This window comes from Pandoraea sp. CB10b_02 (genome assembly GCF_002216225.1).
GTDB classification, from domain to species: Bacteria; Pseudomonadota; Gammaproteobacteria; order Burkholderiales; family Burkholderiaceae; genus Pandoraea; species Pandoraea nosoerga.
Genome location: NZ_NJGW02000003.1, coordinates 97369 through 120675, shown reverse-complemented (window position 1 = coordinate 120675; position 23307 = coordinate 97369). Strand labels below are relative to the sequence as shown.

Genomic DNA, 23307 nt, shown 5'->3' with positions numbered 1-23307 from the left:
CCGGGAATTCAAGGACCCCCATGAGCGATGCCTCTCTCACGGGCCACGGCGGTTGGGGCGGCCGGAGCGATCAAAGCAGCCGGAGCGATCAAAGCAGCCGGAGCGATCAAAGCAGCCGGAGCGATCAAAGCAGCCAGAGCGCCCGGAGCCGCCAGAACACCGAGAGCAGCCGGACCGGTCCCGGCGGCGGCGCCGGGGCGTCACCGCTTGCTGACAGCGGCGTCGTCCGGCTCGCGCAGGGCTTCGCGCGGCGCATGGCGTTGCTCGCGCGCGGGCGCGGCGCGGACGCCACCACGTGCCAACATGTCTGGCGTGCGGCGCTCGCCGTCAGCCTTGCCACGGCCGAAGGCCACGTATGCGTGCCGCTCGGCAATCTGCTCGACGCGCAGTCCAGCGGCGAACTGTTTCCCGGCGATGCGCCTGCGCTCTCAGTCTGGCGCGACGCGCTGTTGAGCAGCGGCCTCTGCGCCCCGGCGAACCTCGCTTTCGCGCTCGCGGGCGACGCGCAGCTCGACGCGTTCCCTTTGCTGCTCGACGAGCGTGATCGTCTTTACCTGGCGCGCTATTACAGTTACGAGGCGCGTCTTGCGGCGGCGCTCGGGCGCAAGCTGACGGCCGGCGGGCAGCTTCCGCTCACGCGGGAAGACCGCACCCGCCTGCGTCGCTATTTCGGTGACGGCATGCTCGTCGGTCCAGACGGCCAGCGCGAACCGAATTGGCAGATGGCCGCGGCAGCGCTGGCGTTGCAGCGCGCATTGGTGGTGCTCAGCGGTGGTCCGGGTACAGGCAAGACGACGACGGTGGTCGGGCTGCTTGCGTGCCTGCTGGAGCGGGACGCGAATTTGCGCGTCGCGCTGGCCGCCCCGACCGGCAAGGCGGCGCAGCGCATGCAGGAGGCGCTCGCGGCGCGCCAAGACCTGCCCGAGACGGTGCGCCGGGCCTTGCCCGAAGCGGCCGTGACGCTGCACCGCTTGCTCGGCGTGCTGCCGGAGTCGGCGCAGCGGGTCGGCAGACGTTTTCGCCACCATGCGGGCAATCCGCTGCCGTATGACCTGATCGTGGTGGACGAGGCGTCCATGATCGATCTTTCGATGGCGACGCAATTGCTCGAAGCCGTGCCGGACGGCGCGCGTTTGATTCTGCTCGGCGACAAGGATCAACTGGCCGCCGTGGAGGCGGGGGCGGTGTTCGGGGAACTCAGCGCACACCGCTCGTTCTCGCCCGAGATGCGCGCGCGGCTGCTCGAAGCGCTCGATTGGCCGCAGGGCGAACCGCCACCGCCGGGACCGTTGGCGGGCGGTGAGGCATCGCCCTCGGCGCGAGGACTCGAAGATACGGTGGTCTGGCTCGAGCGCAACTATCGCTTCGGCTCGCACTCCGCCATCGGGCGGCTCGCCACGGCGATCAAGGCCGGCAAGGTCATTGAGGCGCGCAAGGAATTCACGGTGGCCGAGGCGTCAGCGCCCGCGTCCGCATCCGCGCGCCTGTCGGCATCGCTTGCGCCGCCTGCCGTTTCGCCACCGCCCGCAGCAGGGGACCGCGTACTGCTGAGCGAGGATGGCGGCGTCCAATTGTCGGCGGCCAATCTGAATGCACTGGCCGACGGATACGCCGCGTATCTCGATGCGCTGGCGCAGGCCGTCACGACGATCGGCCAACTGGGAGACCCGGCCGCCGCCACGGCGGCCGACGTCGCGATGGTCGCGCGACCGGTGTTCGCGGCATTCGGCCAGTTCCGCGTGCTGTGCGCGACGCGGGGCGGGCGGCGCGGTGTCGAGTTTCTCGGCGCGCAACTCACTTCGCTGCTCGCGCGACGTGCGGGCGTGGCTCTCGGCGCCGGCGCGGGCGCCTGGTTCGCGGGGCGGCCTGTCCTGATCACGCAGAACGAGTACGCACTGAATCTGTTCAACGGCGATATCGGCATTGCGTTGCCGCTCGGCCCGTCCGGGGCGCTGCGCGTGGCGTTCGCAACGCCGGATGGGGGCTATCGTCTCTATTCGCCGGCCAGTCTGCCGGCGCACGAAACGGCGTTCGCGATGACAATCCACAAGTCTCAGGGCTCGGAGTTCGAGCGCGTGGCGATCGTGCTGCCGGAGCAGGCGAGCCGCGTGCTGTCGCGTGAGCTCGTCTATACCGGCGTGACGCGGGCGCGCACTCAGGCGTGGGTCTGCGCGCCCTGGCAAGTGATCGCGTCGGCCATCGCACGGCCGACGCAGCGCGATGGCGGGCTGACCGACCGGCTCGCGCAGGTGCTGGCTACGACGCCTCGTCCGCCGCAGGCGTGATGACGGCCTCGGCGACGGAGCCCAGCCGCGTGACAAGCAACTGGTCGATCTTGTAATTATCGATGTCGACCACTTCGAACTTGTAGCCGGCCGCCTCGGTGGCCTCCGACTTTTTCGGAATTCGCTTGAGCTGGTAGATCATGAAGCCGGCGATGGTTTCGTACTCGCCTTCGCCGGGCAACTCGTCGATATCGAGCGCCTTCTTCACATCCTCTACCGATGTCACCCCGTCGACGAGCCACGAATGCTCGTCGCGCTGCACGATCTGGTCTTCGTCGGCAGGGTGGACCACGTCGCCCATGAGCGCGCCGACGATGTCGTTGAGCGTGACCACGCCGACCACGAGGCCGTACTCGTTGATGATCACGGCAAAGCTCTCACGGGTTTCCTTGAAGCGCGCCAGCGCCTCGGAGAGATTGAGCGTGTCCGGAATCACGAGCAGCTTTTTCGCATACAGACGATCGAGGTTCCGGATCACGCTCGAAAGGTCTTCGCTCGCAATGCGCTGGAGCAGGTCCTTCGAGTCGACATAGCCGAGCACGTTGTCGATTTCGTCGCGGCACACCAGGTACTTCGAATGCGGACTCTCGGTAATCTTCTGGCGAATGCTGCGCTCGTCCTCGGAAATGGTGAAGTACACCACGTCGTCACGGAAGGTCATGACCGAGCTGACCGTGCGTGACTCCAGCTCGAAAACGTTCTCGATCAGATGCAGTTCCTGCTTGCGCAGCACGCCGGCCTGCGCGCCTGCCCCGACCATGGCCGCGATGTCTTCGGAGGTGATGTTCTCGATGGCATGCGTCGGCAGTTTGAAGATGCGCAGGAACAGGTTCGCCACGCCGTTGAAGACGTAGACGAGCGGGCGCAGCACCTTCAGGCAGAGCAGCATTGGGTCGATGATCGCCATCGCGACGCGCTCCGGATTGACCATCGCGAGCCGCTTCGGAATCAGGTCGGCGAACTGGATGAACGCGATCGTGATGAAGAGGAACGAGCCGATGCCCGCGAGTCGCAGCGCGAGCGCCTGGTCGGCCACCGGCGAGAGCCACGTGAACAGATAACCCGTGAGGAAACTCTCCCCGAGCACCCCGCCCAGCACGGCGACCGCATTCACGCCGATCTGCACGACGGTGAAGAAGTTGCCGGGCTGCTCCTTGAGTGCGAGCACCTTGACCGCTTGCGCGTCGCCTTTTTCCATGAGCACCTGAAGCTTGGTGCGCTTGGCGGCCGTGAGAGAGATTTCAGAGGCGGAAAAGAAAGCGCTCGCCAACACGAGCAAAAAGATACTGAAAAGAAAGCCGTAACCACTCATATCGATGTCCCTGTATGTACGAAAGCGGGCGCACAGCAGCGACGTAGGCCGGCGCCGCCCGAATGACGGAAGGGCCGGTGACAGGAGACATTTCAAAACAAGGCCGGCGAGGCCATCATTTTGAGATGCCTTCGGGCTGGGGACCGGAAAGAAGTCCGGGCCCGGCGTGTGCGGCGAGCAAGCTCTGCCGCCTACGCCTTCCGCGGGGATCGCGGGGTGCGTCAGCCGTCGGCTGTATCGCTTGTCCGATAGCATGCCATAACTTCAGGGCACGCCGATATGCCCTCCCTGCGCCGCCGTTGCGTTGCCGCACGTCTGTGGCATGACCGGGCGGACGACCTGTCTACTTCCGGGCGGTGGCGCGTACCTGCCGCGCATTCGGTCGCGCAGAACCGATAATCGCCGCATCGGCGCTCGGGCATCGTGAACCCGCTTCGACATGCGGTCGAAGCCGCGGCAATCGCCGCGCCACACGGCTTCCCGAGGAGGAACTCATGAACGGCGTACACAACTATCCGATCGGTCCGGTCAACATGACCAAGCCCGATCTGGGCGGTCTCGATCATGCTCGCGACAAGGTGCAGTGGGAGCGCTTTGCGCTGCTACGGTTGACCAACAGCATGGCAGGCTGCGCGAGAACGCCGCTCGCGCGGCAGATGTGCAAGCCGCGGACATGCCTTCCGAGCGCCGAGCTTTGCGAGGATTTGTGCAAAGTCTCGTCCCAAAAGACGCCGGAGCGCACGCCGGTGAACCGCGCCGGGGCTTCCGCGGCGCTTGCCGAAACGGGCGATCTGCTTCCCGTCCTGATGGCGGAACTCGATCCCGAGGGCCGCGCGCGAGCCAAGGCGGTGTTGTGCCCGTCGGCGCTGCAAACCCTCTTCGTCTGCGCAGGCGAGCGACATGGCAACGCCCGCGGCAATGGCGGCGACTTCGCCCATCACCCCGTCGCCATGCCCGATTCGCGCAGCGAAGGCGCGCAGATCTGCGCGTCGGTCATTGAGGGGGCGCTGCTCGGCATGGGTGGGCGCAACGCCACGGTGCCGTTCGAGGTCGGTCTGAACGATGTCACGCGCGCGGTGGCGGACACGGCGCGGCGCTGGACGGGCAAGTCGGGGCTGGTCGGCAAGAAAGCGTGGACGCACGCGTGTCAGGTGCACCAGAGCGCGCAGGATTTTCTTCGCGATGTGAACGCACGGCTACAGGCGAGCCAGCGGGAACTGCCGTCGTCGGCGGCGACCGCGTGGATGTTGCGCGTCGCCTTCTCCGACGCCATGCCGATGCACCAGGCGAGCGTGCGCGACGACCTGCCGGCATCAGCCGGCCTCGGCACCGACGAATGGGTGCGGTGCGCGCTCGGCATCGAGCAGTTGGGAGACCAGCACTGGGGCATGCGGCATCGTGATGTGGTGAGCGCCGCCAAGCTGCCGGCGACCGACACGCCGGCGTTCACGGCATTGGCGACGTCGATCTCGTCGCTGCGGCCCAGCCTGGCCACGCTTCGGCTGCGCAACCGGCTCACCGCGCGTGGCGTGCCGACGGCCGAGGCCGCCACGACGCCCGATGCGCAAAGGCATGCGTGAGTCGTCCCACCGCTGGCCAGGCCCGTGCCTTCGTGCAGGGCGCGCCCGAACCGGCTTGAGCTGAAACAACAACGCCCGCACAGACGCGGGCGTTGCTTCATGCGCACGCGGCGAACCGGCCGCGCCTTGCTCCCGTCAGGTGCGGCGATAGATCTCGGCGCCGCTCTTGACGAACTCGACGGCCTTCACTTCCATGCCCTGCTTGAGCGCGGCCTCGTCGCTGATGCCTTGCTTGGCGGCGTAGTCGCGCACGTCCTGCGTGATCTTCATCGAGCAGAAGTGCGGCCCGCACATCGAGCAGAAGTGCGCCACCTTGGCGGAGTCCTTCGGCAGTGTCTCGTCGTGGAATTCACGCGCCTTGTCCGGATCGAGACCGAGGTTGAACTGATCTTCCCAGCGGAATTCGAAGCGTGCCTTCGACAGCGCGTTGTCGCGAATCTGCGCGCCCGGGTGACCCTTGGCGAGGTCGGCGGCGTGCGCTGCGAGCTTGTACGTGATGATGCCTTCCTTCACGTCGTCCTTGTTCGGCAAGCCGAGGTGCTCCTTCGGCGTGACGTAGCACAGCATGGCCGTACCGTACCACCCGATGGTCGCCGCGCCGATGCCCGACGTGATGTGGTCGTAGCCGGGAGCGATGTCGGTCGTCAGCGGGCCAAGGGTATAAAACGGGGCTTCGTCGCAGTACTCGAGCTGGAGATCCATGTTCTCCTTGATGAGCTGCATCGGCACGTGGCCCGGGCCTTCGATCATCACCTGCACGTCGTGCTTCCAGGCGATCTGCGTGAGCTCGCCGAGCGTCTTGAGCTCGGAGAGCTGCGCTTCGTCGTTGGCGTCGTAGATCGAGCCGGGACGCAGGCCGTCGCCGAGCGAGAACGCGACGTCATAAGCCTTCATGATTTCGCAGATCTCTTCGAAGTGCGTGTACAGGAAGCTCTCCTTGTGATGCGCGAGGCACCACTTCGCCATGATCGAGCCGCCGCGGCTGACGATGCCGGTCATGCGGTTGGCCGTCATCGGCACGTAAGCCAGACGCACGCCGGCGTGGATCGTGAAGTAATCGACGCCCTGTTCCGCCTGCTCGATGAGCGTGTCGCGGAACATTTCCCACGTCAGCTCTTCGGCCTTGCCGTTGACCTTTTCGAGCGCCTGGTAGATCGGCACCGTGCCGATGGGCACCGGGCTGTTGCGCAGAATCCACTCGCGCGTTTCATGGATGTGCTTGCCGGTCGACAGGTCCATCACCGTGTCGCCGCCCCAGCGGATGGCCCACGTCATCTTGTCGACTTCTTCGCCGATCGACGACGTCACGGCCGAGTTGCCGATGTTCGCGTTGATCTTCACGAGGAAGTTGCGGCCGATGATCATCGGCTCCGATTCCGGGTGGTTGATGTTGTTCGGGATGATGGCGCGGCCGCGCGCGACTTCGCTGCGCACGAACTCCGGCGTGATCTCGGCGGGAATGCTCGCGCCGAAGTGCTGGCCCGGATGCTGGCGCGAGAGCAGATTGGCGAGACGCTCGCCCTGCGGGCCGGCGCGGCGCACGCTCTCGATGTATTCCTGACGACGCAGGTTTTCGCGAATCGCGATGAATTCCATCTCGGGCGTGATGATGCCCTGGCGCGCGTAGTGCATCTGCGTCACGTTCTTGCCAGCCTTGGCGCGGCGCGGCGTGCGGTGCAGGCCGGGGAAGCGCAGATCTGCCGTGGCGGCGTCCGCGGCGCGCTCGCGGCCGTAGGCCGAGGTGAGCCCCGGCAGGGCTTCGGTGTCGCCGCGTTCCTCGATCCACGCGGCGCGCAGGGCGGGCAGACCGGAGCGGATGTCGATTTTCGCGTTCGGATCGGTGTACGGCCCCGACGTGTCGTAGACGAAGATCGGCGGGTTCTTCTCGCCGCCAAAGCTCGTCGGCGTGTCGGCTTGCGAGATTTCGCGCATCGGCACGCGGATGTCGGGACGCGAGCCGCTCACGTAGATCTTGCGGGAATTGGGCAGCGGTGCGATCGCGGCTTCGTCCACGCGCGCGTTGGCTGAGAGGAACTTCGGATTGGCGTTCATGCAATGTCTCCTGGCGGGGCACGTGTTGACGCCGACAAATTCGGCGCAAAGCGGCTCAGGGGCATGAACGGGGGCGAGTAACTTCTACGCTCCCTGCGCTGGCATTATCCAGATCAGGTTCTAAGGGTATTTCTCACCCACAACTCACGTTGCAGGACCCCTGCGCTAGCTTTGCGGCAACGATACACCGACTCGGCCGACCAGCACAAGCGCGATGTGTCCCGAAAAACGTGAACGGGGCCATGGTGCGCCGCGGCATGACATGCTCGTCCGGCGCGTTGCCAACGAGGGGAATGTCTCGGCGGCTGTCCGTCCCGCCGCCGTGTTCGCGCGGCATGCTGGCGGCCTGCGTGCGGCGTGCGTGCGGCGTCACCGGGCGGGCCGACGGCGATCGTCGTCGTCGAAGGCTCGCGCGAGGCGCTGCGCCACGTCGGCGGCGCTCGATTCGCTCACGTTGGTGAAGCTCATCACGAGCGCTGGTGGCATCGTCCGTGCGACGCGGAAAAACGACAGCGCCCCGGGGGCGAGTCCGTGCCGCAGGGCGGCGCGGCAGATGTCCCGATCCCCGCGTGTGGGGTCCAGCCAGCCGAGCAGGTGCATGCCGCCGGCCTGCTGCGCGAGTTCGATGCGACCGGCCAGGTGCGTGCGCAACGCGCCGGCGAGCGCCGCGCGGCGCTCACCGTAGAGCTGACGCATGCGCCTGATGTGGCGGCTGAAGTGCCCCTGCGTGATGAAATCCGTCACCGTGGCCTGCTCGATCCAGCCCTGGGCCGGCGCGGCGAGCGCCGCATTGGCGGCAAACGCATCGCACAACGCCGGCGGCACCACCAGATAGCCGAGCCGCAGTCCGGGAAACAATACCTTGCTGAACGAGCCCGCGTAGAGCACGCGCTCGCCGCCATCCAGGCTCTTGAGTGCCGGCAGCGGTGCGCCGGTGTAGCGGAATTCGCTGTCGTAATCGTCCTCGATGATCCACGCGTCGCGCGCCTGTGCCCAGGCGAGCAGCGCGAGGCGGCGTGCCAGCGGCAACGTGACGGACAGCGGCGACTGGTGCGACGGCGTCACGACCGCGAGCCGCGCGTGCGGGGCAATCGCCTCGCCGGCCGCAACGTCGAGGCCCTGCTGATCGACCGGCACGGGCACGAGCGTCGCGCCTGCCATGCGCAGCGCCTCGTGCGCGCGAAAATAGCCGGGGTCTTCGCACCATACGGCGTCGCCGGGGCGTAGCAGCACGCGCGCGATCAGCGTCAGCGCTCCCTGATAGCCGGCGGTGACGACGATCTGCCCGGGCTCGCAGCGAATGCCGCGCGCAATGGCCAGATAGCCCGCGATGGCTTCGCGCAGCGGCGCCCAGCCGGTGGCGTCCTGATAGTGCAGGCCTTCGGGCGCGAGATGACGGGCGTGACGTGCCGCGAGGCGCGCCCACAGCTTGCGCGGGAACTCGTCGAGCGCGGGCATGCCGTTTTGCAGCGGGAGCGGCATGCCGGACGCGTTCAGCGGAAGATGATTCGGGTTCTCGGCGGGGTGTGGCGCACGCGGTGCGTCTTCGACGATGGCGGGCGTGCCAGCCGTGCCGTTCACCGCTTGGCCCGGGGGCGCTGGGAGCGCCTTGGCGGCGCCGCCGAGCCGGGCAGCGTCGAGTTGCGGATTGACGCGACTGCCGGCCGCGCCGCGTCCGATCACGAAGCCTTCGGCCACCAGCCGCTCGTATGCGGCTTCCACGGTGCCGCGCGCCACGCCCAATTCGCTCGCGAGCGCACGCGTCGAGGGCAGTCGCGCCGCAGGGGCGAGCTTGCCGGAGAGGATGCCGTCGCGTATCCGCTCGTAGAGCGCGCGATACGTCGGCACACCGGCCGTATGCGCGGCCTGCGCCAGATGCAGTGCGGCAACGGCGGGCGAGTGGGTATGACTGGCGTGATCGGACATGGCGCAATGCCTGGCTGGATGGCCCGCGCGGGGAGCATCCCGGCATGGCTCGGTTGGCCTGGCGATTTTATTCGATTTTGGCTCTTCCAGATAGGACAAGACGACCGTATCGTTGTCCTCGTCCCGCGCTCGCACGCTCACGCAATCACGCGGTGATCGCGGCGAGGTGCCCCGACAAGGTGCCCCGGCGAGGAGTCCTGGCGAGGCGGCACCACGCCTTCGCGCCCCACCGGCGGCATGGCGGCATGCCGGCATGCCGGAACCCGATGGAAAACCGAATGGAGAACCGACTGATGATGCGTCTGAACTACACCACGGCGTCCCCGCAACCTTACGAAGCGCTGCACGCTCTGAGTGCGTACTTCCACGACTGTGGTCTGCCCGGCGGGCTGGTCGAACTGGTCTGGCTGCGGGCCTCGCAGCTCAACGGCTGTGCGTTCTGCATCGACATGCACGTCACGGACGCGCTGAAGCTGGGCGTCGAGCCGCGCCGGCTGCATTTGCTCGACGCCTGGCGCGAGACGACACTCTATTCGCCGGCCGAGCGCGCGGCGCTCGCATGGACCGAGGCCGTCACGAACGTGCAGGACGCTCACGTGCCGGACGCCCTGTTCGCGGATCTGCGCGCGCACTACGACGACAGGCAGATTGCCGACCTCACGTATGCCATCGCCACGATCAACGCGTGGAACCGCCTGGCCATTTCGTTCCGTACCCCGTTGCCGAAAACGCCGCGGGGCGTGCGCTGACCCGCCAGAGGGAGGTGGAAGCAAGGGGCTTGCCGTCTCGCCGGCGGCCCTCAAGCGCGAGCGCCGAGCGCCTGTGGCCGCATTCTCTCGAACGTCGGCCGTTGGCCTTCGCCGCCGATTGGCGACAAGTCAATGCGGCCGCAATGCATCCATCGACAGCTTCCCGACATCCGCCGCCAGCTGCAAACGCGCCGTCTGTAACGCCGTGTACGCTGCGACGTCCTGCTGTTCGGCATCCGCCAGGTCGTTTTGGGCCTTGAGCAGCTCCAGCAAGGTTCCCACGCCGGCCTTGTATCGCCCGAGCGCGACGTCGGTGGTCTCCCGTGCACGCGTGAGCAGCGTTGCGCTCAATTGCAATGCGTCGGCGCTGGATGAAAACACCTCGTAATGACGCCAGACGTCCGCTGCAATACGGCGCTTGACCAGGTTGAGCGTCTCGCGGCGGCGATCGACTTCCGCCTGGGCGTCGCGCACGCGATATTGGCGCGCAAAGCCATCGAACAGCGGAATCGAAATCTGAATCCCAACGCTCCGGTTGTTGATCACCTGACGCGCGGTGACCTGCGTGATTGGCGTGTCGCCCCGGTCCGCCCATGCGGCCAGCGAGATCGTGGGGCGCCCCTGGCTTCGCACCACGTCGACGTTGGCTCGAGCGGCCTCGAGCTCGGCCTGCGCGGCGAGCACATCCGGATGGTGGGACAGCGCCTCGTCGAGCATTGGGCCGATGGCGCGCCGCTCGTCACGGACCCCAGCGCCCAGCGGCGGCAGTGGGGCCAGTGTGAGGGGGGTGTCCGCACGCGCGCCGATGGCCAGGGCCAGGTCTCCCAGCGCCAGTCGTGCCGCGCTCTCGGCCTGCAGCGTAGCCAAGCGAGTACGCGACCACGTCGTCTCCGCCTGAAGCCGGTCCGCGCGAGCACCGATGCCCGCCGCCAGGCGCGCGGCGGCGGCGTCGAAACTCTCCCGGGCAATCCGCTCGGCTTCGCGCGCCGAGCGCAACGCGCGATGACGCCCCTGCGCTTCGTAGTACGCCTTCACGGTGTCGAGAAATACCGTCTGCAAGCTCGCATTGCGCCAAGAGACGGCGGCGTCGACCAGCGCCGTATCGCGCGCAACGCTCGCCGATCGCTGGCCGAAGTCGTACAGCACCCATGTGAGGTTCAGTGCAATGTCGGTACTGCGGCTATAGAGCGACGAGTCGTATTCCGGCGAATCGTCGTAACTCACACGCTGGCCGACCCGCGCGATGCTGCCGGCGGCCGTCACATTGGGCAGGTAGGCCGAGCGCGCCACACCCAGGCGCGCCTGCCGCGCGCGCAATTCCGCCCAGGTCTGACGCGTTCGCGGGTCCGTGGCCAGGGCCATGCTCACGGCTTCGGGCAATGACAGCGGCGCGTCGGCGACAGCCGAGGCGGGGGGCGGCGGCGGTGCGCCCGCGCCCTGCGCGTAGTCGAGTGCCACCGAGGGCGGTGGCGTCATCGCGTGCAGCGGGTCGTTCCAGCCCTGGCCGAGTGCCGTCAGGGGGAAGAGGGCCGCTGCCCACGCGACCAGAGCAGGCACCAGGCGCGATGCAAGCGAGCCGGAAGTGGCCGGGCGCATACGATCATCTGCCATACGCCGGGGGCGGCTCATACCGGTGCGGCATCCGCCGCGCCCGCCGTGCAGACGTGGGCAGGACATGGCGCGTCGGCGTGCCGGACATCGCGCACGATGCGCCCGGCGTCAAGCATCAGTTCGCGTGAAGCGGTGACGACCGTCTCCGTGCGGTGCGCAACGATCACGCGAGTAATGGGCAGCCTGGCGATAGCCGCGTTCACTTCCCGTTCGCGCGTGACGTCCAGATGGCTGGTCGCCTCGTCGAGAAACAGTACGCTCGGGCGCTTGTACAGCGCACGTGCGAGCAGCACACGCTGCTTCTGCCCGCCGGAGAGCACGGTGCCCATGTCGCCCACGAGCGTGTTGTAGCCCATCGGCATCGCCGATATGTCGTCGTGTATTGCGGCCATATGCGCGCACTCGCCCACCCAGGCGAGATCGGCGTGCGGGTCGAAAAAACTGATGTTCTCGGCGATGGTGCCGGCGAACAGCGTATCGTCCTGCAATACGGTCCCCGCGAGCCGGCGAAGTTTGTCCAGTCCCACATGCCCTACCGGTACACCATCGAGCAGAACCTCTCCCTCGGTCGGCGGCAGAATGCCGAGCAGCACGTTGATCAGCGTGGATTTACCGCCCCCGGATGCCCCGGTGATCGCCACCGATTCGCCCGCCTCGATGCGCAAGTTCACGCCGTCGAGCACATACGGTTCATGCTCGCTGTAGCGAAAACGAAGGTTGCGCACCTCGATGACCGGCACCGAGGGCGTGTCGCTCAGCTCGGCAGCCTCTCGCCATGTGGCGGGCGACGCCGGTTCGGGCGCATGAAGGACGATATCGGCCAGACGCTCGCCCTGCAATTGCATCATCTTCACGTCCACCCATTTGTCGAGCAGCGCGCTCACGCGCGTGTCGAACATCAGCTTGAACGCCATGAACGCGATCAGCGCGCCAACCGTGAGCGTGCCGCCGAGCACGAACCGGGCGCCGAGCCAGACGATGACGATCGTCTCGAGGCCGAACAGCACACCACTGAGCGCGCGGTAGCCGAGCGCCATCTTCTGTATCGTCAGGTCCGCGTTGATCTGATTGACGAGCAGCGTGAGCCAGCGCGAGCGGCGTTCGTCCTGTTGGCGGAACAGCTTGATGGTCTTCACGCCGCGCACGGTCTCGAGAAAGTGTGTCTGCTGCTTGGCGGTATGCACGATCTGCGCTTCGGTCGCGTCGCGCAGCGGCACGAACCACAGCCATCGACCGAACGCGTAGAGCGCCATCGCGCCCACGGCGATCCACGCGAGCGGCGCGCTGAAGACGAACATCATGGCGAGCGTGATACTCATGACCAGTCCGTCGAGCACGGCCTCGAGAAACGACGTCGTCAGTGTGCGCTGAATCGCGTCGATGGCGCCGAAGCGCGAGACCACGTCGCCGAGATGCCGCTTTTCGAAATAGGTCACCGGCAGGCGCAGCAGATGCATGAACACGTTGCTGCGCCATTGCAGATTCAGCGTGGTGCCCAGAAACATCAGCACCCAGCCGCGCGCCACGGTGGTCACCTGCTGCATCAGCAGTAGCAGTGTGAAGCCGACGGCGAGCGTGGTGAGCAGGTCCAGGTCCGCACTGGGCAGGACGTGGTCGATCACCCACTGCATGAAGAACGGTTGCAACACCATCAGGATTTCGAGCACAAGCGCCAGCGTGACCACGTGCGCGATGGAGGCGCCTAGCCCCGTGATGCGACCGATGAGGCGTTGCAGGCGGACCGGGCGCCGTTCTCGCAGCGGAGAGAACTGAGCCGTCGGCCATAGTTCGAGCGCCACGCCGGTGAAGCTTCTCGAGATCTCGTCGATCGAACATTTCCGGATGCCCATGGCCGGATCGAAGATCGTGACCGTGCGGCTGCCCACTTCGCGCAGGACGACGAAGTGATTGAACTCCCAATGCAGGATGCACGGCAGGCGCAATTTGGACAGCGCGTCGATGTCGAGCTTGACCGGGCGCGACGCCAGTTCCAGGCGCGCAGCGAGTTGCACGAGCGCGCCGAGGGTGAGCCCCTTGAGCGAGACCGGGAAGCGTCCGCGCAGCGTCGCTAAGTCCGTCTCGTGACCGTGATAACCGGCGATCATGCCCAGACACGCAAGTCCGCACTCGGCGGCCTCGGTCTGGAGCATGAGAGGCATGCGTTGGCGAAAACCCAAGGCCAGACGTTCAAGCATGATTACAGTCTCCCCGACAGGCTCTGCACAGGATCGAACGCCCATTGATACAGACGCCGGCGCTGTTGCAGCAAATCGGCTTCGACCTGCATGCCCGAGCGCAATACCCAGGGCTGGCCAAGGGGCGATGTCGGTGTGGCGTCGATCGAGACGGTGATGCGGTACAGCGGCTCGCCGGCGCCCTCGCGCTGGGCCCGGGCGGCGTCGCCGAGCTGGTCGGCGGGTAGCGCCGTTTGGGCGACGGCCGCAACCACGCCGGGCTGTTGTCCGAAGCGTTCATATGGGTAGGCCTGATAGCGCAACAGGACTCGGTCGCCCGGCTTGACGGCGCCCACGGACCGGCTCGGCGCGTAGAGCTCCGCCTGAAGCCGGGAGCCGGCCGGCACGATCGCGGCGAGCGGGCGACGCTCGTCGACCGCCTGACCGACTTCGGCAAGCGCCGCGGTGACGGTGCCGGCCTGCGGCGCCGTGATCACGGTGCTGCGCCTGGCTTCGCTCTGGCTAAGCGCTTCGGCATTGCTCGAGATTTCCCGATCGATCTCCGCCAGTTGTTTCTCGTGCTTCGCCGTGAGTTCGGCCAACGCGTTTCGCTGCGCGGCCAGATCGGCGCCCACGCGAAGGCGCTCGCGCATGAGCGTCTGGAGTTGACTGCGTTGGTCGAGCGCATCCGCCTGCTTCTGGTCGGCTTGCTCCTGCGAGATGTAACCTTGGCCGACCAGTCCGCGATAGCGTGCGGCGGTCTGCGCCGCGAGCGACACCCGCTCGCGTTGACCGGCGATCTGCGCGTCCAGTGCGTCCGCCTGGCCGCGCAGACTCTTGACGGCGGCTTCGAGACTGTCGCGCTCGCCCGCTTGCATCGCGCGCGCCTTGTCGCGCGAGTCGCGCAGGCTCGCATCGCGCTGGCGCGCCTGCGCGCTGATGGCCGCCTGTGTTGCGCCCAGCGCGCTCTGGCGTTCGCCGGACACCACGTAGAGCACGTCGCCCGCATTCACGAACTGCTCGTCGCGCACGCGCCGCTCGACCACAATGCCGCTCTCGGGGGCGTAAAGCTTGATCAGGCCTCGTGCCGGCATCAGCTGGCCGCGAACCGTGGCGCGTTGCGTGTAGCCGCCAAACGTCAGAAAGAGGACCACTGCCACGGCAAACGTCGTGAGCACCGCGCTCAGCAGGCGCATGGACAACGGCTGGACGAGAACGATCTCCCCGAGGGATGTCGTCTTCTGCGCAGCAAGCGCTTCTTTACGGAATAGGGGCACGATGCGAGAGGACGGAGGCGCGCGATGGATCGCGTCGGGCGATGTGACGCGGTGTGATGCGGTGGGGGGAGGCGTCTGGGATTGCGCCGTACTCGAGGACGGGCGCCCGCAGCGGCTACTGCCGGCGCGAGTGCCCGCCCGCGATGTCAGGACGCCACGCTCCGGCCGCTAGGGACGGACTTCACCGCGCCCATTGTGGTGGTTTGCTGCACCGTCGCCCCGACGTTGTAACGGTTCGGGCCCCAGCCCCCGCCGACCTGCGCGATTTCTTCCGCCGAGAGTTCGGCGGGCTGTCGCGGCTCGTCGTGTTGCGTGGTCGTTTCAGTGTTGGTTGTCATGGCAAAATCCTCATTGACCGAAGGCGTTCGACCGCCACATCGGGTTGGATGGCATTCGTTCATTGCGTTTCATATTGACTCCTTGCATTGACGCCTTGCATTGACGCCTTGTCCCGACCGGGCCGTCGCGCGATATCGCACGAAGACGATGTCGCGTGACGGACCCGGGCCAGTGTGGCCGGTAGATCAGCGGGAGAAGGGAGTGGTCTTCTGGATGCGGGTGGGCGTCGCAGCCGGGACGGTCGCCGAGGGCTTCAGATAGCCCACGCCACCGCTTACCTGATCGACTTCCTGCGCGCTCAGTTCGGTGACGCTGCGCCGAGCGTCGGCGCCCGACACAGGGGTGGCCTGCGTCCGTTGCCTGGTCTTCATCTTCATAGAGGTCTCCTGCGAGTCATGCAAAGCGGCATGACATGGCCGGCTTCGCATGGAATTGACGTACGATCCGCGTCAACAACGGCACAGCCCCCGGGTTTGGACGGGCGCTGCACCGGCGACGATGTGAAGGCAGGGGACTCACCTCGCCCAATGCCTGCGCACGACCAAAACGTGATCTTTGGACGGCATCGTAACAACCGGGTCGGGCGCACGCATTGGACTTTAGTCCTATACGCGCTGCGGTTGCGCGCCAATGCGGCAAGGCAAGCGGAGCACATCCGGGAGCCGCCCCGGGCGCGTGGACAGCGCCTAGCGGGCGAGCCGGACCTCGCGCTGGAACTCGCGTGGCATCAGACGCAGGGCGTCGCGGAAGAAGCGCCGGTCGGGCGGCGGCAGCATCGGCAGCACGCGGCCCAGCGAGCGGGCCGCGTGAAGCGCCTGCGGCGAATCGCCATCTTGGTGCAGCGCGAACCACAACATCTCGAACCAGAGATTGGCGAGCTGCAAGGGCTCGAAGCGAACGCGCCCTTCCTCGTGGTCGGCGAGCGTCGTCGCCACCACATCGGTCCACTGCCGGAATCCCTTTGCGCGCGAGAAGGGGGCGCCGAATGGCTGCACGGCGTCGAGAAAGGCCTCGACGGCCAGCGGCGTGCTCGCGCGCAATGTCGCGAGATCGGGGTCGCGCCGCGCAGGCACGGCGCCGCGCGCGATGCGCAGCAGAAACACCGTGTTCCACACCGAGTTGCCGCCCACGCCGAAGCGATCGCAAATCCATTCCGACAGACCGATCCAGCGCAACGACTGTCGCTGCACGTCGGCCACGGACAGGCGCCGGCCCGGGTCGATCAGCGTCTCCTGCCAGAACAGCCACAACGACAGCCCGATATTGGCCGCGACGTGTTGTGCGAGCTCGATCGAGTCGGCTTCGAATGCGGCTTGCAGTGCATCGGAAAACGCGGCGAGGGCGTCGGCGGCCGACTGCGCTCGCGTGGGCATCGGCCCGGGACGCGCCGCACGGGACTTGTACAGCAGCGCCTGCAGGTTGCGGCTCTCGAAACGGATGCGCGGGTTGTAGACGAGGCACGGTGCAAGCGCCGCGTCGTCGCCGATGCGCTGCAAATGCGCGAAGGCCCCCGCTTCATCGCGCAGCGCATACGCCTGCCATGCCTGCACGATCCAGTGCATGGCGCGCAGGGTCGGCGAGCCCGGCTCATTCGCGTGGAAGGTGGCCGCGAGCGTGGCGAGCGACTGCTTCGTGCGCGTGGCGTCGCCCATGCGGCGCCACACGAGCGTCTCGGCAAGCAGCGCAATGCCGCGCTGCACGTCGTCGACGGCGCACACCTGCGCGGCGTGAAACGATGGGATGGCGCCGGTGCGCTGACGACGCGCTTCCCCCGACGACGGCGCCTGGGGAGCGAAGAACACGCCGTCCTGCATGTCGCGCTTGCCGAGCGTGAGGTGATGCCAGAACGCGATGTCCTGCATGACGTAATCGAGCGCCGGCGACTGCGGGCCTTGCGCGGCATGCCGCGGCAGGCCGAGGAACGCGGCGATGGCGTGGCGCGGCTCGGCTGGCTGCGTGTCGCCCACCATGACCACGATGCGCGAGCTCTCGTGCGCGGCAAGCCAGAACGGCCCCTTGCTGCGCCCGCGCGTGGGCAGCAGACGCACGTCCGCCTGCCGGTCGTCTCCCCAGCCCACGGCCACGCCCCAGCGCGCGAAATCGGCGAACGCGCGACTGATCAGCATGCGCAGGTCCCCGCCGGCGCCGGACTGTCCGAAGCGAATTCTGAGCGACGCCAGCGAGACGGGCGTGTTCTCGTAATGCGCGGCAAAGTACACGCGCATGAGCAGCCATAGACTCTGGTAGCGCACCGGCTCGCCGTTGACTTTTTGCGGCGCATCGAGGCGCACCCGTACCCGCGTGCGATCGCGGGCGTCGTTGGGCGGTGTGACCTCTATGGGCGGATCGATCATGGCGGTACGTGGCGCGGACGGTGGGGAAGGTCGCGATCGATGATACGGCGGTTACGAAAGTTACGGTAGCGTCGCTTTGCGCTTGCCCAAACGCAAACTATGCTGCAAACGCTTTCGAGAGAGGTGCCCGGCCAGCACCACCGACAACGTTTCCGCCAGTCCGCTGGCACCCATGAACTCAGGACAACGAAATGAAAAAGACACTCTCTCGCTGGCGGCGCGGCGCGGCGCGCTCGCGCTGCGCTTCCTCGGTGCGCTGGCCTCGCCCGTGGTCTTCGCAATGCCCGGACACGCCGCCGAACCCGCGCATTCTTCCGCGGTGCGCATCGCCGAGCGGGCCGACTGGGGCAAGTACTTTGCCGACGAAGGCGTCAAGGGCACGGTCATCGTGCTGGACGGCCGGACCCAGACCTATCAGGCTTACGATGCCGCACGCGCCGAGCGCCGCATGTCGCCCGCATCGACCTACAAGATATTCAATAGCCTGCTCGCGCTGGAGTCCGGCGCGCTCGACAACGAGCGCGAGATCATCCCGTGGGACGGCAAGCCGCGTCGCGTCAAGGCGTGGAACGCCGCGCTCGACCTGCGCAACGCGTTTCGCGTGTCGTGCCTGCCTTGCTATCAGGTCGTCTCGCACAAGATCCCGCGCCAGTACGCGCAGGCCAAGCTCAACGAGGCGGGCTACGGCAATCGCACGATCGGCCGCGCCGCGCACGCCTACTGGATCGACGACAGCCTGCAGATTTCGGCGCGCGAGCAAGTCGACTTCCTGCAGCGTCTGGCCACGGGCACGCTGCCGTTCTCGGCGCGCTCGCAGGACATCGTGCGCAACATATCGATCGTCGAAGCGAACGTCGACTACGTGCTGCACGGCAAGACGGGCTGGTTTACCGAAAAGAAACCCGACATCGGGTGGTGGGTCGGCTGGCTCGAGCGTGACGGCAACCTCACCATGATCGCGTTGAACATCGACATTCAAACCGATGCCGACGCGCCAAAGCGCGCGCGCATCGTTCGCAACGTGCTCAAGGATCTGAAGCTGATCTGAGGCGCGAAGTCGAAGCCGCCGAATGGAAAGCCCGCCGCGAGGGCGGGCCTTTTCCACGGGGCCCGCAAACGGCCGGTCCGGGGCCTGATCCGGCGCTCAGCGCAGTCGCGAGCCGATCAGGCAGCCGAGGGCAAGCGCGGCCATGAGAATCGTGACGCTCACCGACAGCCCGCCCGCGAGCGCGAGGCCCGCCGCCGCCAGGCCGTGCGCCAGGAGCGCGGCCGGCACGAGCAGGGCGGCGCTCACCGCGCACCACCGCATGACATACCGCCACAGGAAACGACTCACGATTCGCATGCGCGCGTCGAGTTGATGCCGCTGCCAGAATGACAGATCGGCCGCCGCGTGGAAGAGCCACAGCGGGCTGAAGTATTTGATGAACAAGTCCATGACGCTGCACCGGAAACACAATGCCCGCAAGTTGCGGGCATGGCGTCGACGCGCGACCGCGGCAACTCAGGGTCGCGCCGCCTCTCGTCAGAGCGTCGACGCAGACCTCATTGTAGCAGGTGACCACTTACTTCGAGTGGCGATGACTCGCGTGTTGCCTGCGAAATTGCATTGAATTTCGTGCAATGGGGCGGGAAATGCTGGTATCCGCTGGCATTTCCATGGTGTCAATCTTCGCGGGACGGGCCCTTTGGCGTGGCGGCAAGAGGAGGGGGCGTGTTGGCCGTGACTTGCTGGATGAGCTCCCATACGGATTGCGCCGCCGGGGAAAGTGTCCGGTTCTTGCGGCGCACCAGCGCGATTGTGCGCTCGAGCTGCGGCACGAGGGGCAGGGCGACCAGGCGCCCGTCGCGCTCCGGCATGCCGGGCATGGTCGGCAGCGCGAGCGCCGGCATGATGCTGATGCCGATGCCCGCTTCGATCATGCGGAAGACGGTAATCGCATGCCCGACCTCCTGCGCCACCTGGCAATAGGCGCCGTGCTGGGCCAGCGCCCGGTCGATGAGCGGACGGCTGCCCGAGGCGTAGTCGAGCAGCACCAGTCTTTCGCCATTGAGCTCTTTCCACGTTACCTGCGTCTGCTTTGCGAAGCGGTGTGAGCGGTCGCACACCACGAGGAACGGCTCGACCAGGATCGGCTCGCCGACGAGATCGTCGATGCCTTCGGAGGCGACGATCACGCCGAAATCCACTTCGCCGTGACGCACGCTGTCCGTGGCGAGCGTCTGCACCTGGTCGCGCAGCATGAAGGTGATGTCCGGATAGCGGGCGGCGCAGGCCGAGATGCACTCGGGCATCAGATTGGCCGAGATGGTCGGCGCGCTCGCCACGCGGACCCGGCCGCGCCGCTCTTCGGCCAGACCGTGCGTGTCGCGCAGGGCGCTTTCCAGATCGTCGAGCACGCGGGCGAGCGTGGCAGAGAGGCTAGCGCCCACTTCGGTGAGCGTGACTTCGCGCGTGGTCCGGTCCACCAGCTTGAGACCGAGTTCTTGTTCCAGTTCGCGGATACAACGGCTGACGGCCGGCTGGGTAAGGCCGATGTCCTCCCCGGCACGGCTGAAACTGCCGTGCGCGGCCACTGCGAGGAACACCTTGAGCTGGCGCAGCGAGATATTCATGCGTAATTTGTATGAATAAATTTTTTAAATGAATTTGTATTTTAACTGTCCTTGCGCTCTAATACGTGAAAACCCGTATCGCGAGCGCACACTTCCGCGTCCGATCGACCGTCTGCCGGTCGGTCGACGGTGATGCCGGCGGCTCCCACGCCGTGGCGTCGAGCGGCTTGCGGACGGGCTTTGTCTTTTCTATTGCATTCGACTGCAGCATTCGAGATCGACGATGGCCAGACCGCGTTTCCTTCCCGACAATTTCACGTTGATGCTGGTGGCGACCGTCGTGCTCGCCAGCTTCCTGCCGGCGCACGGCGAGGGCGAAGTTGCCTTCAACCTGCTCACCAACGTGGCGATTGCCGCCCTGTTCTTCCTGCACGGCGCGAAGCTCTCGCGAGAGGCCGTGCTCGCCGGCGCCACGCACTGGCGCCTGCATCTGCTGGTCTTCGCCAGCACGTTCGCCGTGTTCCCGATCGTGGGCGTGGCGCTCAAGCCCGTGCTCTCGTGGATGGTCACGCCCGAGCTGTATCTGGGCATCCTGTTCCTGTGCACGCTGCCCGCCACGGTGCAGTCGGCCATCGCCTTCACGTCGATCGCGCGCGGCAACGTGCCGGCGGCCGTGTGCAGCGCGTCGGCGTCGAGCCTCTTCGGCATCTTCATCACGCCGGTGCTCGTGGGCCTGATCGTGGTGCATCACGACGGCAATACCGGCGCGTCGCCGTTCGATTCCATTGGCAACATCATGCTGCAACTGCTCGTGCCGTTCATTGCGGGGCAACTGGCCCGCAAGGCCATTGGCGGCTGGGTCGAGCGCAACCGGGCGCTGCTCAAGTTCGTCGACCAGGGCTCGATCCTGCTGGTCGTCTACACCGCGTTCAGCGAAGCGGTGAACACGGGGCTGTGGCGTCAGATCCCGCCGCTCGCGCTGCTCGGCCTCCTGGGCTGCTGCGCGGTGATACTCGCGCTCATGCTGGCTTTCACCACGTATTCGGCGCGCTGGCTCGGTTTTTCTCGCGAAGACGAGATCACCATTGTCTTCTGCGGCTCGAAGAAGAGCCTGGCGAGCGGCATTCCGATGGCGAAGGTGCTGTTCGCGAGCGGCCCGCTGGGCGCCATCGTGCTGCCGCTCATGCTGTTTCATCAGATGCAGCTCATGGTGTGCGCGGTGCTGGCGCAGCGCTATGCCAACCGCCAGCGCGCCGCGCAGGCGGCTCAGTCTGCCAAATCTGCCAAATCGGCCTCGGCCGGCGCACCCAAGCTGACCGGGCGCGGCAAATCGCGAGAGTCCGACAAGCGCGCCAACGCCGGCGTGGGACGCTGAGCCGGCTATCCAGGAGCCGCTGTCACACGTCGGTCTCGCGCAAGTGCTAGAATTGCGGTTGTTTCGCTTCTTGACGACCACCCTGGTCCGGCGGCGCCCGACGCTTCTGTCTCCTGACAGGCCCCTCTCGCGCCAGCCCCGAGCATGGCGCGCAGCGCCCCTTGAATCTTCGCGAGTGAGCTTTGATGCGGAATCCTTCCGCGTGGCGGCCCCCGTTTTTTTAAAAGAGATGTCCCTTCATCATGGCTGATGTAAATGCTGTTCCGACCCCCGGCTTCGATAGCTTTGGGCTGCATGCGGACATCTTGCGGGCCATTGCCGAGCAGGGCTACACCCAGCCGACGCCGATTCAGGCGCAGGCCATTCCGGTGGTGTTGTCCGGTCGCGATGTGATGGGCGCCGCGCAAACGGGAACGGGCAAGACCGCGAGCTTCTCGCTGCCGATCATCCAGCGGCTGCTGCCCGACGCCAACACGAGCGCTTCGCCCGCGCGCCATCCGGTGCGTGCGCTGATTCTCACGCCCACGCGCGAGCTCGCCGACCAGGTGGCAGACAACGTGCGGCTGTACGCCGCGCACACGCCGCTGCGCAATACGGTGGTGTTCGGCGGCGTCGACATGAATCCGCAGAAGGACGTGCTGCGCCGCGGCGTCGAGATCCTGATCGCCACGCCGGGCCGCCTGCTCGATCACGTCGAGCAGAAGACAGTGAACCTGAGCCAGGTCAAGATGCTCGTGCTCGACGAAGCCGACCGCATGCTGGACATGGGCTTCCTGCCCGATCTTCAGCGCATTCTGAATCTGCTGCCCAAGCAGCGCCAGACGCTGCTGTTCTCGGCAACGTTCTCGAACGAGATCAAGAAGCTTGCTTCGAGCTACCTGACCAACCCGGTCACCATCGAAGTCGCGCGTCGCAACGCCACGGCGGACACGGTGGAGCAGGTCGTCTACGAAGTCGACGAAGACGACAAGCGCGCGGCCGTGGTGCAAATCCTCAACGAGCGCGACCTCAAGCAGGTGATCGTGTTCGTCAACAGCAAGATCGGCGCGAGCCGTCTGGCGCGTCAGCTCGAGCGCGACGGCATCGTGACGGCCGCCATTCACGGCGACAAGTCGCAGAACGAGCGCATGCAGGCGCTCGAAGCGTTCAAGCAGGGCGGCATTCGCGCGCTCGTGGCCACCGACGTGGCCGCGCGCGGTCTGGATATCTCGGATCTGCCAGGCGTGATCAACTACGACCTGCCGTACAACCCGGAAGACTACGTGCACCGCATTGGCCGCACGGGCCGCGCGGGCGCGTCTGGCGAGGCGCTGTCGCTGTGCGCGCCGGACGAGCGCAAGCAACTCGTGGAAATCGAAAAGCTCATCAAGCGCGAGCTCAAGCGCGGCGAACTGGTGCTCGAGCGCCGCAGCCGCTCGCGCGACGATCGCGGCGATCGCTACGAACGCAGCGAGCGCCACGCTCGCCACGAGGGCCTGCGCGCGAGCCGTGGCGGCAGCGCCGCGCCGCGTCGCGTGCGCCCGGAGGACGAGTTCTTCTACAAGCCCTACGAACCGTCGCCGTCGGCGGGGCAGTCGCAGCGCGAGGCGCAGCCCGATGCCGGCGCACCGGCCGCATTCGGCGCGATCCCCGAGAAGGCGCCCAAGCGTCAGGTCGCTGCGCTGCTTGCCGGCTTTCCCCGCAAGGCGGGCAACTGACGAAACTCACCGGCCGGTCC

At 66.8% G+C, this 23307-nt stretch carries 16 protein-coding genes, 1 pseudogene and 1 riboswitch; of the genes and pseudogenes, 6 read left to right on the top strand and 11 right to left on the bottom strand.

Going from position 1 to position 23307, the window contains the following annotated elements:
• The first annotated feature begins 20 nt into the window (after positions 1 to 20).
• Positions 21 to 2285: an exodeoxyribonuclease V subunit alpha gene (recD, locus tag CDN36_RS04045; protein ID WP_287496048.1), complete on the top strand. Its 2265-nt coding sequence runs from the start codon at positions 21 to 23 to the stop codon at positions 2283 to 2285.
• Here the strand turns inward: recD and paeA are convergent.
• Positions 2257 to 3597, bottom strand: coding sequence for a polyamine export protein PaeA (gene paeA / locus CDN36_RS04040; protein ID WP_150556377.1), 1341 nt, complete (start codon positions 3595 to 3597; stop codon positions 2257 to 2259). The two genes, recD and paeA, sit on opposite strands and share 29 nt — an antisense overlap.
• Before the next feature lie 494 nt (positions 3598 to 4091).
• Between paeA and CDN36_RS04035 the strand changes: the two genes are divergently transcribed.
• Positions 4092 to 5177, top strand: a complete 1086-nt coding sequence (locus CDN36_RS04035) for a hypothetical protein (RefSeq protein WP_287496047.1) — start codon at positions 4092 to 4094, stop codon at positions 5175 to 5177.
• A gap of 135 nt (positions 5178 to 5312) precedes the next feature.
• On the opposite strand, the gene thiC is transcribed toward CDN36_RS04035, so the two are convergent.
• Together thiC and pdxR are read right to left on the bottom strand one after the other, a co-directional pair.
• Positions 5313 to 7229, bottom strand: a complete 1917-nt coding sequence (gene thiC, locus CDN36_RS04030; protein WP_150556379.1) for a phosphomethylpyrimidine synthase ThiC — start codon at positions 7227 to 7229, stop codon at positions 5313 to 5315.
• Positions 7230 to 7302: 73 nt separating this feature from the next.
• Positions 7303 to 7401: riboswitch (TPP riboswitch) on the bottom strand.
• A 197-nt stretch (positions 7402 to 7598) separates the two neighbouring features.
• Positions 7599 to 9155 carry a MocR-like pyridoxine biosynthesis transcription factor PdxR gene (gene pdxR / locus CDN36_RS04025; protein WP_287496046.1) on the bottom strand — a complete coding sequence of 519 codons (1557 nt, stop codon included), beginning with the start codon at positions 9153 to 9155 and terminating at the stop codon, positions 7599 to 7601.
• Between the two features lie 278 nt (positions 9156 to 9433).
• Between pdxR and CDN36_RS04020 the strand changes: the two genes are divergently transcribed.
• Positions 9434 to 9904: a carboxymuconolactone decarboxylase family protein gene (locus tag CDN36_RS04020; protein WP_502920332.1), complete on the top strand. Its 471-nt coding sequence runs from the start codon at positions 9434 to 9436 to the stop codon at positions 9902 to 9904.
• A gap of 129 nt (positions 9905 to 10033) precedes the next feature.
• Here CDN36_RS04020 and CDN36_RS04015 read toward each other — a convergent pair whose 3' ends face one another.
• From CDN36_RS04015 to CDN36_RS03990, 6 genes are all read right to left on the bottom strand, one after another.
• Positions 10034 to 11515, bottom strand: a complete 1482-nt coding sequence (locus tag CDN36_RS04015; RefSeq protein ID WP_287496045.1) for a TolC family protein — start codon at positions 11513 to 11515, stop codon at positions 10034 to 10036.
• Positions 11516 to 11529: 14 nt separating this feature from the next.
• Complete coding sequence (locus CDN36_RS04010) at positions 11530 to 13710, bottom strand: peptidase domain-containing ABC transporter (protein ID WP_287496044.1); 2181 nt, start codon at positions 13708 to 13710, stop codon at positions 11530 to 11532.
• Between the two features lie 2 nt (positions 13711 to 13712).
• Positions 13713 to 14885 (bottom strand): HlyD family secretion protein, encoded by a 1173-nt coding sequence (locus CDN36_RS04005; protein WP_287496043.1) that lies wholly within the window; start codon positions 14883 to 14885, stop codon positions 13713 to 13715.
• A 227-nt stretch (positions 14886 to 15112) separates the two neighbouring features.
• Positions 15113 to 15304, bottom strand: coding sequence for a hypothetical protein (locus CDN36_RS04000; RefSeq protein ID WP_150556384.1), 192 nt, complete (start codon positions 15302 to 15304; stop codon positions 15113 to 15115).
• Positions 15305 to 15490: 186 nt separating this feature from the next.
• Positions 15491 to 15682 carry a hypothetical protein gene (locus CDN36_RS03995; protein ID WP_150556385.1) on the bottom strand — a complete coding sequence of 64 codons (192 nt, stop codon included), beginning with the start codon at positions 15680 to 15682 and terminating at the stop codon, positions 15491 to 15493.
• A gap of 309 nt (positions 15683 to 15991) precedes the next feature.
• The gene (locus CDN36_RS03990) at positions 15992 to 17659 is read right to left on the bottom strand and encodes a hypothetical protein (protein ID WP_287496042.1); all 1668 of its coding nucleotides are present in this window, start codon (positions 17657 to 17659) and stop codon (positions 15992 to 15994) included.
• Between the two features lie 191 nt (positions 17660 to 17850).
• Here CDN36_RS03990 and blaOXA point away from each other — a divergent pair.
• Positions 17851 to 18707: pseudogene (blaOXA, locus tag CDN36_RS03985) on the top strand (OXA-62 family carbapenem-hydrolyzing class D beta-lactamase).
• A gap of 96 nt (positions 18708 to 18803) precedes the next feature.
• Here the strand turns inward: blaOXA and CDN36_RS03980 are convergent.
• Positions 18804 to 19097: a hypothetical protein gene (locus CDN36_RS03980; protein ID WP_150556388.1), complete on the bottom strand. Its 294-nt coding sequence runs from the start codon at positions 19095 to 19097 to the stop codon at positions 18804 to 18806.
• Between the two features lie 227 nt (positions 19098 to 19324).
• On the bottom strand, positions 19325 to 20275 hold the full coding sequence (locus tag CDN36_RS03975; protein ID WP_287496041.1) for a LysR family transcriptional regulator: 951 nt from the start codon (positions 20273 to 20275) through the stop codon (positions 19325 to 19327).
• Positions 20276 to 20498: 223 nt separating this feature from the next.
• On the opposite strand from CDN36_RS03975, the gene CDN36_RS03970 reads away from it, so the two are divergent.
• The gene (locus CDN36_RS03970; protein WP_241014047.1) at positions 20499 to 21590 is read left to right on the top strand and encodes a bile acid:sodium symporter family protein; all 1092 of its coding nucleotides are present in this window, start codon (positions 20499 to 20501) and stop codon (positions 21588 to 21590) included.
• Between the two features lie 242 nt (positions 21591 to 21832).
• Complete coding sequence (locus CDN36_RS03965) at positions 21833 to 23287, top strand: DEAD/DEAH box helicase (protein WP_150556390.1); 1455 nt, start codon at positions 21833 to 21835, stop codon at positions 23285 to 23287.
• Positions 23288 to 23307: the final 20 nt, after the last annotated feature.

Excerpts from the sequence above, each read along its gene's own strand:
- CDN36_RS03980 (WP_150556388.1), bottom strand. The coding sequence starts at position 19,097 with ATGGACTTGTTCATCAAATACTTCAGCCCGCTGTGGCTCTTCCACGCG.
- CDN36_RS03975 (WP_287496041.1), bottom strand. The coding sequence starts at position 20,275 with ATGAATATCTCGCTGCGCCAGCTCAAGGTGTTCCTCGCAGTGGCCGCG.
- CDN36_RS04015 (WP_287496045.1), bottom strand. The coding sequence starts at position 11,515 with ATGGCAGATGATCGTATGCGCCCGGCCACTTCCGGCTCGCTTGCATCG.
- thiC (WP_150556379.1), bottom strand. The coding sequence starts at position 7,229 with ATGAACGCCAATCCGAAGTTCCTCTCAGCCAACGCGCGCGTGGACGAA.
- CDN36_RS04035 (WP_287496047.1), top strand. The coding sequence starts at position 4,092 with ATGAACGGCGTACACAACTATCCGATCGGTCCGGTCAACATGACCAAG.
- CDN36_RS03990 (WP_287496042.1), bottom strand. The coding sequence starts at position 17,659 with ATGATCGATCCGCCCATAGAGGTCACACCGCCCAACGACGCCCGCGAT.
- recD (WP_287496048.1), top strand. The coding sequence starts at position 21 with ATGAGCGATGCCTCTCTCACGGGCCACGGCGGTTGGGGCGGCCGGAGC.
- CDN36_RS04000 (WP_150556384.1), bottom strand. The coding sequence starts at position 15,304 with ATGACAACCAACACTGAAACGACCACGCAACACGACGAGCCGCGACAG.
- CDN36_RS03995 (WP_150556385.1), bottom strand. The coding sequence starts at position 15,682 with ATGAAGATGAAGACCAGGCAACGGACGCAGGCCACCCCTGTGTCGGGC.
- CDN36_RS04005 (WP_287496043.1), bottom strand. The coding sequence starts at position 14,885 with ATGCGCCTGCTGAGCGCGGTGCTCACGACGTTTGCCGTGGCAGTGGTC.
- CDN36_RS04020 (WP_502920332.1), top strand. The coding sequence starts at position 9,434 with ATGGAGAACCGACTGATGATGCGTCTGAACTACACCACGGCGTCCCCG.
- CDN36_RS04010 (WP_287496044.1), bottom strand. The coding sequence starts at position 13,710 with ATGCTTGAACGTCTGGCCTTGGGTTTTCGCCAACGCATGCCTCTCATG.
- CDN36_RS03965 (WP_150556390.1), top strand. The coding sequence starts at position 21,833 with ATGGCTGATGTAAATGCTGTTCCGACCCCCGGCTTCGATAGCTTTGGG.
- pdxR (WP_287496046.1), bottom strand. The coding sequence starts at position 9,155 with ATGTCCGATCACGCCAGTCATACCCACTCGCCCGCCGTTGCCGCACTG.
- CDN36_RS03970 (WP_241014047.1), top strand. The coding sequence starts at position 20,499 with ATGGCCAGACCGCGTTTCCTTCCCGACAATTTCACGTTGATGCTGGTG.
- paeA (WP_150556377.1), bottom strand. The coding sequence starts at position 3,597 with ATGAGTGGTTACGGCTTTCTTTTCAGTATCTTTTTGCTCGTGTTGGCG.